The organism is Nostoc favosum CHAB5714, assembly GCF_020829495.1.
Classification (GTDB): Bacteria; Cyanobacteriota; Cyanobacteriia; order Cyanobacteriales; family Nostocaceae; genus Nostoc; species Nostoc favosum.
The window spans coordinates 1-14,585 of the sequence record NZ_JAIVFQ010000074.1 but is presented as its reverse complement, the minus strand read 5'-3'; the positions used below and the strand labels follow the sequence as shown (position 1 = coordinate 14,585).

General features: G+C 43.4%; 16 protein-coding genes. 7 read left to right on the top strand and 9 right to left on the bottom strand.

From position 1 onward, the window contains the following. Nucleotides 1-217 precede the first annotated feature (217 nt). Nucleotides 218-373: a QAALIT motif small membrane protein gene (locus tag LC586_RS29975; RefSeq protein WP_229472093.1), complete on the top strand. Its 156-nt coding sequence runs from the start codon at nucleotides 218-220 to the stop codon at nucleotides 371-373. 412 nt (nucleotides 374-785) lie between these two features. Continuing rightward, entirely contained in the window at nucleotides 786-2,840 is a 2,055-nt protein-coding gene (locus LC586_RS29970; protein ID WP_229488900.1) for a thioredoxin domain-containing protein, read from the top strand. Between the two features lie 102 nt (nucleotides 2,841-2,942). On the opposite strand, the gene LC586_RS29965 is transcribed toward LC586_RS29970, so the two are convergent. Both LC586_RS29965 and LC586_RS29960 read right to left on the bottom strand, forming a co-directional pair. Then, complete coding sequence (locus tag LC586_RS29965; RefSeq protein ID WP_229488899.1) at nucleotides 2,943-3,365, bottom strand: type II toxin-antitoxin system VapC family toxin; 423 nt, start codon at nucleotides 3,363-3,365, stop codon at nucleotides 2,943-2,945. Continuing rightward, nucleotides 3,362-3,586 (bottom strand): hypothetical protein, encoded by a 225-nt coding sequence (locus LC586_RS29960; protein WP_229488898.1) that lies wholly within the window; start codon nucleotides 3,584-3,586, stop codon nucleotides 3,362-3,364. The genes LC586_RS29965 and LC586_RS29960 overlap by 4 nt, the downstream gene beginning before the upstream one ends. Nucleotides 3,587-3,679: 93 nt before the next feature. On the opposite strand from LC586_RS29960, the gene LC586_RS29955 reads away from it, so the two are divergent. Next, on the top strand, nucleotides 3,680-4,282 hold the full coding sequence (locus tag LC586_RS29955) for a molybdenum cofactor guanylyltransferase (protein WP_229488897.1): 603 nt from the start codon (nucleotides 3,680-3,682) through the stop codon (nucleotides 4,280-4,282). Between the two features lie 118 nt (nucleotides 4,283-4,400). On the opposite strand, the gene LC586_RS29950 is transcribed toward LC586_RS29955, so the two are convergent. From LC586_RS29950 to LC586_RS29930, 5 genes are all read right to left on the bottom strand, one after another. Further along, the gene (locus LC586_RS29950; RefSeq protein WP_229488896.1) at nucleotides 4,401-5,900 is read right to left on the bottom strand and encodes a family 10 glycosylhydrolase; all 1,500 of its coding nucleotides are present in this window, start codon (nucleotides 5,898-5,900) and stop codon (nucleotides 4,401-4,403) included. A gap of 535 nt (nucleotides 5,901-6,435) precedes the next feature. Further along, nucleotides 6,436-6,813, bottom strand: coding sequence for a type II toxin-antitoxin system VapC family toxin (locus LC586_RS29945; protein WP_229488895.1), 378 nt, complete (start codon nucleotides 6,811-6,813; stop codon nucleotides 6,436-6,438). A gap of 3 nt (nucleotides 6,814-6,816) precedes the next feature. Next, nucleotides 6,817-7,071, bottom strand: coding sequence for a hypothetical protein (locus LC586_RS29940; RefSeq protein ID WP_229488894.1), 255 nt, complete (start codon nucleotides 7,069-7,071; stop codon nucleotides 6,817-6,819). 141 nt (nucleotides 7,072-7,212) lie between these two features. Continuing rightward, a complete protein-coding gene (locus LC586_RS29935) occupies nucleotides 7,213-7,461 on the bottom strand; it encodes a DUF4926 domain-containing protein (RefSeq protein ID WP_229488893.1) in 249 nt (82 codons plus the stop codon). Nucleotides 7,462-7,480: 19 nt separating this feature from the next. After that, nucleotides 7,481-7,828 carry a DUF6883 domain-containing protein gene (locus LC586_RS29930; RefSeq protein WP_229488892.1) on the bottom strand — a complete coding sequence of 116 codons (348 nt, stop codon included), beginning with the start codon at nucleotides 7,826-7,828 and terminating at the stop codon, nucleotides 7,481-7,483. A gap of 91 nt (nucleotides 7,829-7,919) precedes the next feature. On the opposite strand from LC586_RS29930, the gene LC586_RS29925 reads away from it, so the two are divergent. From LC586_RS29925 to LC586_RS29910, 4 genes are read left to right on the top strand one after another with little or no spacing between them, the layout of a single operon-like run. Beyond that, entirely contained in the window at nucleotides 7,920-8,771 is an 852-nt protein-coding gene (locus LC586_RS29925; RefSeq protein ID WP_229488890.1) for an ABC transporter ATP-binding protein, read from the top strand. After that, nucleotides 8,728-9,582, top strand: coding sequence for an ABC transporter permease (locus LC586_RS29920; protein ID WP_229488888.1), 855 nt, complete (start codon nucleotides 8,728-8,730; stop codon nucleotides 9,580-9,582). The genes LC586_RS29925 and LC586_RS29920 overlap by 44 nt, the downstream gene beginning before the upstream one ends. Nucleotides 9,583-9,601: 19 nt before the next feature. Further along, nucleotides 9,602-10,075 (top strand): MarR family winged helix-turn-helix transcriptional regulator, encoded by a 474-nt coding sequence (locus LC586_RS29915; protein ID WP_229488886.1) that lies wholly within the window; start codon nucleotides 9,602-9,604, stop codon nucleotides 10,073-10,075. Beyond that, complete coding sequence (locus LC586_RS29910) at nucleotides 10,041-11,309, top strand: MFS transporter (RefSeq protein ID WP_229488884.1); 1,269 nt, start codon at nucleotides 10,041-10,043, stop codon at nucleotides 11,307-11,309. The genes LC586_RS29915 and LC586_RS29910 overlap by 35 nt, the downstream gene beginning before the upstream one ends. A 432-nt stretch (nucleotides 11,310-11,741) precedes the next feature. Here the strand turns inward: LC586_RS29910 and LC586_RS29905 are convergent, their stop codons facing one another. Together LC586_RS29905 and recN are read right to left on the bottom strand one after the other, a co-directional pair. Further along, nucleotides 11,742-12,134, bottom strand: coding sequence for a hypothetical protein (locus tag LC586_RS29905; RefSeq protein ID WP_229488882.1), 393 nt, complete (start codon nucleotides 12,132-12,134; stop codon nucleotides 11,742-11,744). 478 nt (nucleotides 12,135-12,612) lie between these two features. Next, a complete protein-coding gene (gene recN / locus LC586_RS29900; RefSeq protein ID WP_229488934.1) occupies nucleotides 12,613-14,361 on the bottom strand; it encodes a DNA repair protein RecN in 1,749 nt (582 codons plus the stop codon). Nucleotides 14,362-14,585 lie beyond the last annotated feature (224 nt).

Genomic DNA, 14,585 nt, shown 5'->3' with positions numbered 1-14,585 from the left:
ATTTGCTGGACAACTTTGGCGATGTGGTGATTAGACCGATAACCAAAATCAGATTTGCTTAGGGAATTATGTTAATCCTGTAACATTTTAAACATTTTTTAGGATTTACCTCAGCAAATATCAACTTATTTTTGTTACATTCAGTAAGTCGAGAGTAATGAATGTATTTAGAATAACTAGTCATACTTGAAATGCTATCCACCCAGAGAGACGTGCCATGCTGGAAAAACTTGTACAAGCCGCCATCATCACCTTCTTGCTCCACCTGATAGCAGGACTTAGCCCAAATACTTTAATTCAGTCAAAGACAGCATCACCTGTGCGAGAAACGCCACCAAATATCGTTAGCTTACTATTGCGATCTTTTCAGTAAGAATTTTTCACAAATTGCATAGGTGTCAGCCCCTTCTGGGAAGTCAAAAGTCAATAATTTTGAACCCCATAAATGAATCTGACAATTCAGGTCATCTGGAAAACCTCTCTCTAAATCTCTCTCCTAAAAGGAGAGAGACTTTGAATTTTCCCCCTTCCCGCCACGGGTTGGGGGTTAGGGGGTTAGGTTTTTGGTGGACTTTTCCACATAACGTGAAAAGTCAGATAAATAAATTTAGTTGCTCCGCATCCAAATTATTTTTTGGTCAGCAATATCACAGATATGCACTACGACCTCTGACCCAAGGGATAATTCGCTCGTAGGATTTCTTGCTTATCTACATACCCGTCTAGCCTAAGACTCCTGAGAAGAGGATAGACTGAGCAAAGAAGGCAACTATTTGCATTTGATCATGACTAATCGCCTTGCTGAAGCTAAGAGCCTTTATCTCCGCAAACACGCCGAAAACCCGATTGATTGGTGGTCTTGGTGTGACGAAGCACTTGCAACTGCAAGGGCGCAAAATAAACCGATTTTTCTCTCCATTGGCTACTCTAGTTGCCACTGGTGTACTGTCATGGAAGGCGAGGCTTTTTCTGATATTGCGATCGCTGACTACATGAATGCTAATTATCTTCCCATCAAAGTAGACAGGGAAGAAAGACCTGACCTCGATAGCATCTACATGCAAGCTTTGCAGATGATGAGTGGTCAAGGGGGTTGGCCTTTAAACGTATTTCTTTCCCCAGAAGATTTAGTGCCTTTTTATGCTGGTACTTATTTTCCTGTAGACCCGCGTTATGGTCGTCCTGGATTTTTGCAGGTGTTGCAAGCTCTTCGCCGTTATTACGATACAGAAAAAGCAGAATTACAGCAACGCAAAGCCTTAATTATTGAGTCGCTGCTCACGTCTGCGGTGTTGCAAGATGGTACAACAGATGAGCTTGAAGACCATGAATTACTCCGCCAAGGTTGGGAAACTAGCACAGGTATAATTACTCCTAGTCAATCTGGTAATAGCTTTCCGATGATTCCTTATGCAGAATTAGCACTGGGGGGAACTCGATTTAATTTTGAATCTCGCTATGATGGCAAGCAAGTTTGTACCCAACGGGGACTAGACTTAGCGCTGGGAGGCATTTATGACCATGTGGGCGGTGGCTTTCATCGCTATACTGTTGACGCTACTTGGACAGTACCCCACTTTGAAAAGATGCTCTACGACAATGGACAGATTGTGGAGTATATAGCTTCTTTATGGAGTGCAGGAGTACAAGAAGCAGCATTTGAGAGAGCAGTTGCTGGTACTGTACAATGGCTGAAGCGGGAAATGACCGCGCCTGAAGGTTACTTCTATGCTGCTCAAGATGCCGACAGCTTCATTGAACCCACGGCAGTAGAACCAGAAGAAGGAGCCTTTTACGTCTGGAGTTACAGCGAACTACAAGAACTGTTAACGCCTGAAGAATTAAGGGAATTAGAACAGTTTACGGTGACACCTAACGGCAACTTTGAAGGGCGCAATGTCTTGCAAAGGCGTTATTCAGGGCAACTGAGTGCAACCCTGGAAACGTCTCTGAGCAAGCTGTTTACCGCTCGCTATGGCGTTAGTTCTGAGTCTTTAGAAACTTTTCCCCCGGCTCGTAACAACCAGGAAGCAAAAAGCACTAACTGGCCAGGTCGCATTCCCTCGGTGACAGATACGAAGATGATTGTCGCTTGGAATAGCTTGATGATTTCTGGGCTGGCTAAAGCGGCTGGGGTTTTCCAAGAACCGTTATATCTGGAATTAGCAGCACGAGCAGCGAATTTTATCTTGGAAAATCAGTTTGTCGATGGACGTTTCCACCGACTCAACTATCAAGGAGAACCAACCGTTTTAGCGCAGTCTGAAGATTACGCCTTTTTTATTAAAGCTCTCCTGGATTTACAAGCTTCCAACCCTGAGCATAAGCAATGGTTAGAAAAAGCGATCGCTATCCAAGATGAATTCAACGAATTTCTCTGGAGTGTAGAGTTAGGTGGTTACTATAACACATCAAGTGGTTCTAGTCAAGATTTAATTGTGCGGGAGCGCAGTTACGTTGATAATGCTACACCATCAGCTAATGGAATTGCGATCGCTAATCTTGTTCGTCTCGCCCTACTCACGGATAATCTAGATTATTTGGATTTAGCAGAACTTGGCTTAAAAGCTTTTAGGAGTGTCATGCATCGCGCTCCCCAAGCCTGTCCCAGTTTATTTACAGCGTTGGATTGGTATCGTAATTCTACCTTGATTCGCAGCACCACTGAGCAAATAAACTCTCTGATCCCCAAGTTTCTACCAACGGCTGTGTTTGCCATAACATCTGATTTACCGGAAGGAAGCGTTGGGTTAGTTTGCCAAGGTTTGAAGTGTCTTGCACCAGCAGAAAATGTAGAGCATTTATTGCAGCAAGTCCAGAAAAGTCAGGTGAGGGCGTGAAATAGTTTTATTTCTCCCAACTAGAATGTTACCAGCAGGTCATCCAGTCCCGATCATAACTTTCTGCGCGGTTGCTCATTTGACCCCGTATAGTGATGATGCCTAAACAGACCAAGGATTAACCATTAGAACCCCTGTCCCAGCAAAATCTTTTTCGTTACGGGTGACAAGTGATAAAGAGTTATGAATTGCAATCGCTGCAATAAGAGAATCCATGAGAGGTAGAGGTCGTCCATTCTGTTCTAGTTGCCCGACTAAATTTCCCCACAACAACATTGTTGAGACATCTATATTTAAGATTCTTTGTTGAAAGCGATTAGGCAGGGTTTCATTCAGCCAAGTTGTTAGAGATTCTTTCCGCTTAGATGCAGTAATTTTGCTGATGCCTTTAGCAATTTCGCCAATTGTGATGACGCTAAGGTAAAGTGTTTCTGGCACTTGGGCATCTAGCCAATCTAAAACTTGTTGATTTGGTTGTTTAGCAACAAGTTCGGAAATCAGGCAGGTATCAAGGAGATAAGTCATGGGGTGAAGGCATCGCGGGGAAGGGTGCGATCTCGACTAAGGTCAAGTTCTTCGATGAGTTCAGCCAGGGGGGATTGACGGAAAAACTCTGAGATTTTGCTTGGTTGATCTGGGTGGGTTTTGTTGTGTGTGGTCAGGCTTTGGGCAAGGAGTTGGATGATGTACAGTTTATCGTTGGGGGAAAGCTGAAGGAGTTGTTGTTCGAGTTCTTGGATAGCCATGATGGGGTTTAAGTAGAAGATAAATTTATTCTACTTTCAGCGTCAGGGGTTAATTTAGTTTGACTCGTTTTTTACCCTCTATTTTTTTGACGAATGACTATTAACTCATGTAGCAAATTAACCGCCATTGTATTAGCAGGCGGTAAAAGTTCTCGGATGGGTCAAGATAAAGCCTTGATTCCCATTCAAGGAGTGCCGTTGTTACAGCGAGTTTGTAGCATTGCTCAAAGCTGTGCCGATACTGTTTATATAGTCACTCCCTGGCCAGAACGCTATCAAAATTTGCTTTTGCCTGGTTGTCAATTTATCCGAGAAGTGCCTTTATCTGGAGAACCTCTAGCCCACGGGCCTCTAGTTGGATTTGCCCAAGGGCTAGCCGAAGTGCAAACAGATTGGGTGCTGCTGCTAGCTTGCGATTTGCCGAGGTTGCGGGTTGAGGTGTTGCAAAATTGGGTAACTAGACTTGATAGGGTGGGGGATAATGCGATCGCAGCTTTAGCCGATCATCCCAAAGGCTGGGAACCTCTATGTGGTTTTTATCGCCGTCGCTGTTTGCCACAACTTTTAGAGTTTATCAACCAAGGGGGGCGATCGTTTCAGCAGTGGCTTCGGCAATATCCTATAGAAGTTTTACCTTTAGCAGAACCAGAAATGCTGTTTAACTGTAATACACCAGAGGACTTGGCTAAGAGTTAATTGAAGAAGAATACAGAATTCAGAATCAATTAGTGGGAGATGAGGGGAATTTTTCTTCTGAATTCTGACCGGAGGCGGAGCGTCTCCGGCTCCGCTCCTGACTCCTGAATTCTGCTACTTACCGACTGCGACAAAATTTGCGATCGTTATCATTCTCAGGATATTGCCAAGAATAGGCAAAATGGCTAACTCCCTTCAGTTGGGGGGCGTATTGGCGAAGTGCCTGCATTTGCGCTTCTAGGGATGGACGATTACTAACAGACTCTCCCCATTTGCCTGCTAAAGCTGGGATTATCTGCGTACCCGGTTTTGCCATACTCAAAACTCGTTGCACTTGTGTCACAATACAACTGACATTACCGCAATTCCCATAAGCCATAGGATGCCACTGCAATGTAGTGGGGAACCGATCCCAAGGTTGCAAACGGGAATCATACCCTTGTCCTACAGTTTGGTTGCCATCCGGGAAAAACACGACTCCCGTGGTAATACCTTGCTGCTTTGCTGGATAACTGGCTATGGTGACAAAATCTAAAATTCCTTGCATGGCGTGGGCAACAGCAAGCTGCCATAATTCCCATTGTAAAAGTGGCTGTCTATCTCTTGCAGACAGAATTGACTTTTGCGCTGATGGGGGAATGCGTCCTTGCCAGAGGGGTTCCCCTTCTTGAGGATAAAGTTTATCAACTTCCGCTATATCTCCAGGGCTGACGAATCCCTTACTCAAAAAGCGCCGAATCAAGTCCAGCCCTTTGTAATTTTGTGCCCGTTTAAATAAAGCTTCTTGAATTGCAGGACTAAATAGCCATAAATCTGAAACTTTGGTGGCGATGGAATCACTTCCTGCTTGTCGGGGATAGCGCACATAGTCTAATAGTAAGCCATCTGGGCGACGACGCAAAACTTCTTTTACTAATTGGTAGTAGTCGCGTTTTGCTTGCAAGTTGTAGGGGTCGATAAATAGTTGAGAGCCGTTATCTACCACATATAGGCTCGTTTGACCTTTGCCATTACGAGCGATCGCACCTTCTCTATCTCGGCGCTGGGCGTAAGTATAGCCGAAATTGGTAGTAAACATCCAGGCGTAAACCTTTAAACCGCGTTGCCGACCTTTTTGAATTGCTGTGGCGAGTAAATCGGCGTTTTCTGATCCTGGGGTGCGAATTACAGAAGGCCAAACCGTCGGGTTAGCTTTTGCTGGCAATAATGCCTGCCCGTCGTAAAATACTTCTAAATAAACTTGGTTGTAGCCACGGTTGACAATCCGATCCATAATCTGATCAATTATTCCTGGCTGAATGTCACAAGGATACAAGCGCAACCAAATGGCTTGGACTTGCGGCCAAGTCCGCGTGCGGCACTCCTGTAATTCCTGTGCCTGTTTTTTTAGAATGTTTTGGTAGCGGGTTTGGGCATCTGGTTTGCCTTTGAGGGCTGACAAACGTAAGTTTTCTTTTTCTTGTGCCGCCGTTGATGATAATTGACAATACTGGGTTACTTGCGCCCTTGCTGGTTCGCTTCCAAAGTTGGGGAGCAACGAACTACTAGTGAAAACAATAGCGAACAGACGCCGCCAAAATAATGTTGATCTTGCAACGTTCAAGGGATGGTTAGACATATCTAGCAGTAGATGGACGCATTAACAATTCAAAATTCAAAATTCAAGCATTTTAGACATTTTCCGACGGGGATTTAAACCCCGACTGAAAATGATGCTATCTGTAGAGGTAGGGGTCTTAAACCCTTTGATTTACGATAATCATCGACCCCAATTGAGATAACTGTGGACAATTTGTATAGAATTATACATTTAAATAACAGGGGGTTTTTAAACCTATTTTTTTAAGACTACCAAAGGCTTGTTTGTGTTGCTGCATTTTTTGATAAAGACATAAACACATATAGGGCAGTAGTATAAAACATCTGAATACACACTCAGCTTAGTCTGTTATTGGGTAATACCTTAGTTAGTGAAAATCTGCTTATACCACAATACGCTTGGGTTAAGCCAGAAAAATAAATTTGCGTAGGTTGGGTTGAACGAAGTGAAACCCAACATTTTCGGGCATTTGTTGGGTTTCACTTCGTTCAACCCAACCTACAATTATCCTTAACTGAACCGTATTGTTCGCTATCGGCGTCGCACTTTTCTCTTAACTGGGTTTATCAGACTCAAACGGATTCCACAATCTCACCTGTGTAATCCAACGGAAATCATCTGTATTTCTTGTTATCAAAGTTAGTCCATACACCAAAGCAGTGCCGGCAATAATTGCATCACCTAAAGTCATTCGTTTCTGTTGTCGCAGAATTACCGCTTGATTTAACACATCTTGAGAGATTGGTAAAACCTGAGCAACTTGAAAAAACTCCTCAAAATACTGACGTTGTTCCTCTTTAAGCAGATGATAGCCTAACACTTCCAAATAACTGAGTGCTGATACCGCAGGTGCATATTCAGCAATTAACTCTCTCAATTGGGCGTTTTCTGGTTGAGCAGAATATATAATAATATTGCTATCAAGCAGCACGTTTTATCGTCCCGGAAGTGAACGGTCTTGACGAGTTTCTTGCTGCCAAATAACTGGATCAACATCAGTCAAAGCTTGACTCATAGCAAGTTTTTCTAATATTTCAGCCATTCTTCGTCCCCGTGCTTGTTTATCTATGACTGATTCATTTTCCAGCAATGTAACATGAACTGGGATTTGTTGCTCTCCCAATGTAGGTACATCATCAATCCACTCTAAACTACTTCCTTTCAACCAAGCTCTGAATGTTTTTAGCATTATTTCGCTCTCTACTTTCTATCTATCTTGGTATGGCTCTTAAAATTACAATATACAATAAGCGATCGCCAGATTCTCTATGTTTATGTGCGTCAGGGTAGCCCATCATAAATCTCATTAGCATCTGCGTTTTTATACCGATTACGCTGACACCATTTCTGGGACTGAATCAGGGGATGCTGGCTCAAAATGTAACACCATAATTTGCTCTGGGCGTAAACCGACAGATTCATAAGTGCGTCCATTGCGATCGCTAAATTCAACCTCAAATGCAGCACCACCAGCTAATAATTCTACTACTGTGCCAACTTGACCACGGTACAGGTTGTATTCAGGTAAATCAACTATCAGTGCTACTACATCCAGCAACTTGATTGTACTTTTATTCATCTTGTATCACTTCCAGATATTACAGAGGATAGCAGGTTGTTAATCTTGGGACATCAGAACCTTCTTCGATAATCCAAGCACTGCGAATGGTCGTACTTTTATTTTGCCATTTGAGCGTGAAATCTAGTATGTAACGTTGTCCAAATTCATCACGTCGTCCCAAACGAACTTCTTGAGTTTTGACTATTTCTAAAAGAATGTGGCGCAATTCTTCAGCATTGTCTGCTGTTATACCCAAGATTGATGAAAACAAACGGGCTTTATCTTTTCCTTTATCATGCTCTGAATTAAGACAGTAGTCACGCAGTTTACGAATATCAACGACTGCATTTTCTGCATTTGGGATAAGATTGGCTGAATTAGACATAATTTTTATTTTTAGAGTAGGTATTGACTTCAGACAAATCTATTGAGAAGCTAATAGTTAGCTTAACTAAATAATCTGGTGCATCAAACTTGTGACAATACTGACGGGAAAAATAAATCGATCGCAACCTCAAGAAGAACCAAAACCGTTGATTTTGGAAACTCAGGGACTCACACGCCGTTTTGGGAAGTTAACCGCAGTTAATAACCTGAGCATATCTGTGGAACAGGGCGAAGTATTTGGACTGCTTGGCCCCAATGGCGCAGGGAAAAGTACAGTTCTTAAGATGTTGACAACCTTACTGCCTATCAGTGCAGGGAAAGCAACCTTAGCTGGCTATGACGTGACTCGTGAATCTAATTCTGTGAGACGGGCTATCGGCTATGTCCCCCAGGCGCTGTCTGCTGATGGTAGTCTCACGGGTTACGAAAATCTCTTAATCTTCGCCAAGCTGTATGGAATACCTGCCAAAGGACGCGATCGCCGCATCTATGAAATTCTAGAATACATGGGTTTGCAAGATGCGGCGAAACGCTTGGTACGAAACTACTCTGGTGGGATGATCCGCAAGCTGGAAATTGGCATATCAGTTCTACATCAACCCCAAATTTTGTTTCTTGATGAGCCGACTGTCGGACTAGATCCCATCGCTCGAACTCAAGTATGGCAGCTTGTACTACAACTCTGTGCTGATTACGGCACAACTATATTTTTAACAACCCACTTTTTAGAAGAAGCGGATAGCTTATGTAACCGAGTGGCGATTATGCAGCAAGGTGAAGTCGTTACCACAGGTACACCGAGTGATTTAAAAGCTTCTTTAGATAACCCAAATGCAACTTTGGATGATGTCTTTATTCACTATACAGGCGACCAGTTAACATCAGGAGTCAATTACCGTGACACAGCAAGAACCAGACGTACTGCTCAACGGTTGGGTTAAAACACCACCCACTGTCCGAGTAAATTTGATCTCTGCAATTAAAGAGTTAGTTACAAAAACCCTGGCGATCGCAGAATTAGAAATACGTAAACTCCGCCACGATCCCACTGATTTAATAGTTCGAGCTGTGCAACCAGCATTATGGCTCCTAATCTTTGGACAAGTTTTCTCCCGCACTCGCGCGATTCCCACAGGAAACTTACCCTATTTGGACTTCATTTCTGCTGGCATCTTGGCTCAGAGTATTTTGTTTGTGGCAATTTTTAGTGGTGGAATGACGCTAATCTGGGAGCGAGATTTAGGGATTGTACATAAATTTTTAGCTAGTCCAACACCCCGTGTAGCGATGGTGTTGGGCAAAGGTCTAGCATGTGGGGTACGGTGCTTATCTCAGGTGATATTTATTTACGGATTGTCATTTTTATTAGGTGTCAAACTAAATCTTCATCCCTTAGCTATTCTCCAAGTACTACTGCTGGTCATGCTGGGGGCGGGAACATTTTGTATTTTTTCATTAATTATTGGCTGTTTGGTGAAAAGCCGAGAAAGGATGACGGGTATTGGACAATTGTTAACCATGCCGTTATTTTTTGCTAGCAATGCCATCTATCCGATCTCGTTGATGCCCAGTTGGTTAAAGTTCATTTCCCATTTAAATCCCTTGACTTATGAGGTTGACGGTTTACGTAGCACCATGCTGTTAAACGGCACTAGCATCTATGGCTTTGGTCTGGATTGTACAATTCTCTTATTAACATTAATAATTTTGGCCATTATTGGTGGAAAACTTTATCCACGGGTGGCCATGTAACTAGGAGAACAACAAGCCCATGACCTTGGATAAACCTAATCAAGGTGCAACTTCCGAAGAATGTGCCGCTAGAGTAATGGAAACAGTTCCATTAGTGATGCGGTTTATCCGAGCGGATATGCGTGCCCATAGTGCCGCTTTTTTATCTATACCTCAATTGCGATCGCTAGCATTTATCAACCGAAATCCTGGTGCTTCATTATCTGACTTAGCAGAGCATTTAGGTGTCACCTCTGCCACGGCATCAGCAACCATAGAACGCTTAGTACAACGCGACTTCGTGAAACGCTGCGCTCATCCTCAAGAACGGCGGCGGGTGCTGCTCAATTTAACTGAAGATGGAAAACACCATCTCAAACAATCCCAAGATCAAACTCGCGCTCATATTACTGATCTGCTGAAAGGTCTTACAGAAGACCAAATTTCCAACATTGAAGAAGGCTTAACTCTACTAAAAAATGTCTTCGAGAAAACAGAATTCAAATCCCCATAACTCTGAGGTTGCACAGCACGATCCCTTTGCAGCCTTTAAGTTTCGAGACTATCGGCTATTTACCATTGGACGGCTGGTGCTGTTCGTGGGGTCGCAAATGCAAACTGTAGCGATTGGCTGGGAACTCTATGAGCGGACGAACTCAGCGATCGCTTTAGGTGGTGTAGGACTGGCGCAAGTCCTACCGATGATTATTCTCACCTTAATTGCTGGAGATGTTGCCGATCGCCGCGAGCGCAAAGTGACCATGTTACTCTCGGTAATGTTGCTAGCTCTCTGCTCCCTAGCTTTAGGGGTACTTTCTTATACTCAAGGGGCAATTTTTCTAATTTACGCCTGTTTGGTATTAACAGGTGTCGCTAGGGCATTTCTTAAACCTGCCAGTGATGCTCTGATGTGGCAGTTGATACCTGTTAGTGCGTTTACGAATGCAGCCACCTGGAATAGTAGTAGCTTTCAGTTAGCCGCAGTTATCGGCCCAGCCTTCGGAGGATTTGGGATTGCGCTACTAGGAAGTGCTACAGGAGTGTATGTGTTAGCAGCGATCGCAGCTTTACTGTGTTTTATTTTAACGCTGGCGATCAAAGAGCAAAAAAGTATTCGCTCAACCGAGCCAATCTCATTCAAAGCACTTGCAGCTGGTGCTAAGTTTGTTTGGCAGAATCAGTTAATTTTAGCAGCGATTACATTGGATATGTTTGCTGTATTGTTAGGTGGTGCGATCGCGCTCCTTCCGATCTTTGCCAAAGATATTTTACATGTGGGGCCAGTAGAGTTGGGATATCTACAAGCAGCTCATTCCATCGGTGCTTTGACTATGGCTATCACCCTGGCGTATTTACCACCGTTACGCAAAGCAGGCCCAGCCTTATTGTGGTCAGTGGTTGGCTTTGGAGTTGTAACAATTATCTTTGGACTTTCTCGTTCCTTTTGGCTGTCTATGTTGATGCTGATCCTTGGTGGCGCACTAGATAGTATTAGCGTTGTGATTCGCCATACATTAGTTCAAATCAGAACACCGGATCATTTGCGTGGTCGGGTTGCTGCTATTAATAGCGTATTTATTAGTGCCTCGAATGAATTAGGGGGCTTTGAGTCCGGCTTGACTGCTGCTTTATTTGGCCCAGTGATTTCCGTTGTCGGTGGTGGAATTGGCACAATTGTAGTGGTGATTGCTACGGCAATGATTTGGCCAGGAATTCGTAAGTTAGGGGCTTTGCAGGAGTATAAATAGAATTATGTCTGATTTGAATTCCTGCATTTTGTACCTCAGTTACTTGCAAACTGCTGTAAAAATAAAAATGGTAGTATCAGATGAGAAAGTCATAGCTACTACCATTTATATCATGTCCGCATAATTAGTTATGATTCCCACAGTCATTGCACCCCACCCCTTAATCCCCTCCCCGCTTGCGGGGAGGGGAGACAAAGCGTAGCTTTGGCGGGGTGGGGTGATTCGGGTTTAATAAGTAATCAAGCAGACATGATATTATTCCATAGATAATATTTATCCCACCCCAGCAAGAGATAACAATCAGAACATGTTAGCTTTTGCATCAGGTGGGATTTTTGTTTAGCGATCGCACATCGTGTAATTAGAAGGTAGAAAAAGCTAGAATTTTGGGATAATTTCTAACTTCAATTCGCCTTTAAAGTTATGCTGGCACTAAGCAATTGGGAAACCGCCGTCACCAGTACCAAATGGTATATTGCCTCCTTGTGGAATTCCATACTTAGAAAAGTCGAAGCTGCCTTCTTGTGGAATTCCATACTTAGCAAAGTCGAAGTTGCCAGCCGTTGGGATGCCAGAGCTACCCAAACTAAAGCTGCCTTCTTGTGGAATTCCATACTTAGCGGAATCGAAGCTGCCTTCTTGTGGAATTCCATACTTAGCGGAATCGAAGCTGCCTTCTTTTGGAATTCCATACTTATCAAAATCGAAGCTCTCAGCCGTTGGGATGCCAAAAGCTCCTCCAGGTGCGAAAGGATCGCTGGGGTTGCTAGCCTGACCACCACCATTAACGGGGTTACCAGGAACAGAATTTGTATTAGATGCCATTAGAGTTAATCCTCCTATTAGGATATAAATTTTGCTTCATTTATCAATGTCAAAAAAGCACAATTAAGCTTTCTTTGTAGCTTTCTTATTGTTTTTTTAATTGCTAATATTGAGCTTTCTGACTAAATTACAGAGTGTTTTTATGAAGATTACTGACTAAAAGAAACCTGCAATTTACGCTGGTTATGTCATTAAATATAAAAAAGTTAATTTATTTTTACAATGAAAAATCTTTAGATGCTTGTGCCAAATCTTTAGATGCTTATGTCAAATCTTTAGATACTTTTACTAATGCAATTTGAAGGGTAAGATCATGTAAATTGGTATAAATCGGACTTGACAAATGGGCATCATGAGTAAAAAATAGCAATGAGCAGATTACTCCTAAAGCAATCTGATTTGATTACGTGAAAAAATCTAGGTATATGTAGGGTGCGTTAGGGCAGAGTCCGTAACGCACCAAAGTGTAGATTTATCTTTAATTTTTAATTTTTTGACGGTGGTTAGCAGCTTGTAATAACAGAGATTCGGCAAAAGCGATCGCGTCACTTGCAGATTTACCACCAGCTAACTGTGCTAGTTCTTCCCGGCGAGTATTTAAATTATCCAAGGTAGTAACTCTGACAACAGTACGCTGCTCGGCGTTGTCATTGTTGGCTTTTTTACCTTTGCCTTGATTGATAGTTTGCTTATCTACGCGGAAATGGCGATCAGCCATTGCTGCAACTAAAGGCTGGTGGGTAACACATAATACTTGGTTGCGTTGACTTAGCTGGTGTAATTTTTCAGCGATCGCTTGGGCGACTCTTCCCGAAACCCCGACATCAATTTCATCAAAAACCATTGTCCCAGCCACATCAACCTGAGAAAAACAAGCTTTCAGCGCCAGTAAAAAGCGGCTCATTTCCCCGCCAGAGGCAACTTCCGTTAAAGGTTGCAGTGGTTCTCCAGGGTTGGAACTAAACATAAAGGTAATTTTATCTGCTCCCATAGCAGTTGGGGGAGCAGGCACTATCTCAACCAGAAACTTCACCTTTTCCATCGCTAGGGGCTTGAGTTCAGCGATCAAACGTGATTCTAAATTAGCAGCCGCCTTACTCCGCAATTGAGTTAGCTGATTACTTGTTTGGGTGAGTTTCTCAAAACACGCCTTTTCTTGCTGTTCTAGACTTTCGATAGATTGTTCGCTGTCGTTAAGTTGGGCTAATTCCCCTTGGATACGTTGGTAATAGGCGATCGCTTCTGTAAGTGTCGGCCCATACTTGCGGCAAATTTGCTTTAATTCCTGAATTCGTTCTTCCACCTCTTCCAATCGGTGCGGATCGGCTTCCAAGCCATCCCCGTATGCATTAATCTGCCTTCCCACTTCCATTACCGCAGCTTGTGCGTCCCTCACCAATTCTAATAAGGGTTGCAGTTGGGTATCATATTCCACCATGTCATTTAATGTTGCCTCACTGTCTCCCAATAAATCTGCTGCGGCGGGAGTTTCATGATCGTTTTGATACAAAGCCTGATAAACCTTGTAACTCATCTGTTGCAAATCGACGACATGATTTAGGCGTTCTTGTTCTTGTCCCAACTGTTCCAATTCATTAGGTTCGCTAAGATTGGCTGCTCCCAGTTCTTGCACTTGATAAGTGAGCAAGTCGAGTTGTTGCAACCGTTCCCGTTCTGATGTCCGGCGTTTTTCTAGTGCTAAATGCGCCTGTTGGTAAGCACTGAAGCTAGTGGCGACTTTATGACGCTGCTGCATCAGAGAGTCACCACCATATAAATCCAACCAGTCGCGGACTTGGGCAGATTGTCCCACTTGTACAGTTTGACCTTGGGCTGTGATTTCCACCAAGCGATCGCGCATTCCTCCCATAATCTGCCGATTTACCAACACGCCATTCACCCGCGATCGACTGCGGATATTACTAGCAGTAGCTGTGATTTCTCGGCTAATGACTACGGAATTTTCATCAAGCAAATCTATTTCTTGTTCGGTTAACCAAGCCGCTAGAGGGGCGTTTGAGGTGAAAGTAGCTTCTACCATCGCCCGACTTGTCCCCGTGCGAATGACTCGACTAGAGACTTTACCGCCCAAAGCGGCATCAATGGCATCCAAGATAATTGATTTTCCAGCGCCGGTTTCACCTGTTAACACATTTAGTCCCGCGCCAAATTCCAATTCCAGTTGGTCAATTAAGGCAAAGTTTTCAATTCGCAGGCAAAGCAACATCAAGCCAAATTCTCCATGAGGGCAGATGCCGGATACTTCCAACTTACAGGATAATAAGTCTCATCTTTGAGCAACTAGCAATACCTACTACTATTGAACTAGTAGTCTGTTCCATTAGTTTTGATAGGTGAATTAGTTTTAAATTTCTCTTCTTTACCTCTTATACTTCGCGCTCTTTGCGTCCTTTGCGGTTCGTTCTCTTAACTCTCAGAATTAATGGGACA